Raw genomic sequence first — 202 nt, forward strand, 5'->3', positions numbered from 1 at the left:
CTGCCTGGATACGCAGGACTCGGATGCGATCGTGGAGATCGTCAAGGCCATCGCGCCGGGGTTCGCGGGCATCAACCTGGAGGACATCTCCGCGCCGCGGTGCTTCGAGATCGAGGCGCGGCTGCGGGAGGCGCTGGACATCCCGGTCTTCCACGACGACCAGCACGGCACGGCCATCGTCGTCCTTGCCGCGCTCACCAAT

Annotated in this window: 1 pseudogene; it reads left to right on the forward strand. The window is 67.3% G+C overall.

Annotated elements, in window-relative coordinates:
* A pseudogene (locus tag IF61_RS33110) lies at positions 1-202 on the forward strand (NAD-dependent malic enzyme); the annotation flags it as partial.

It is taken from the genome of Streptomyces roseoverticillatus, from assembly GCF_000719265.1.
Classification (GTDB): Bacteria; Actinomycetota; Actinomycetes; order Streptomycetales; family Streptomycetaceae; genus Streptomyces; species Streptomyces roseoverticillatus.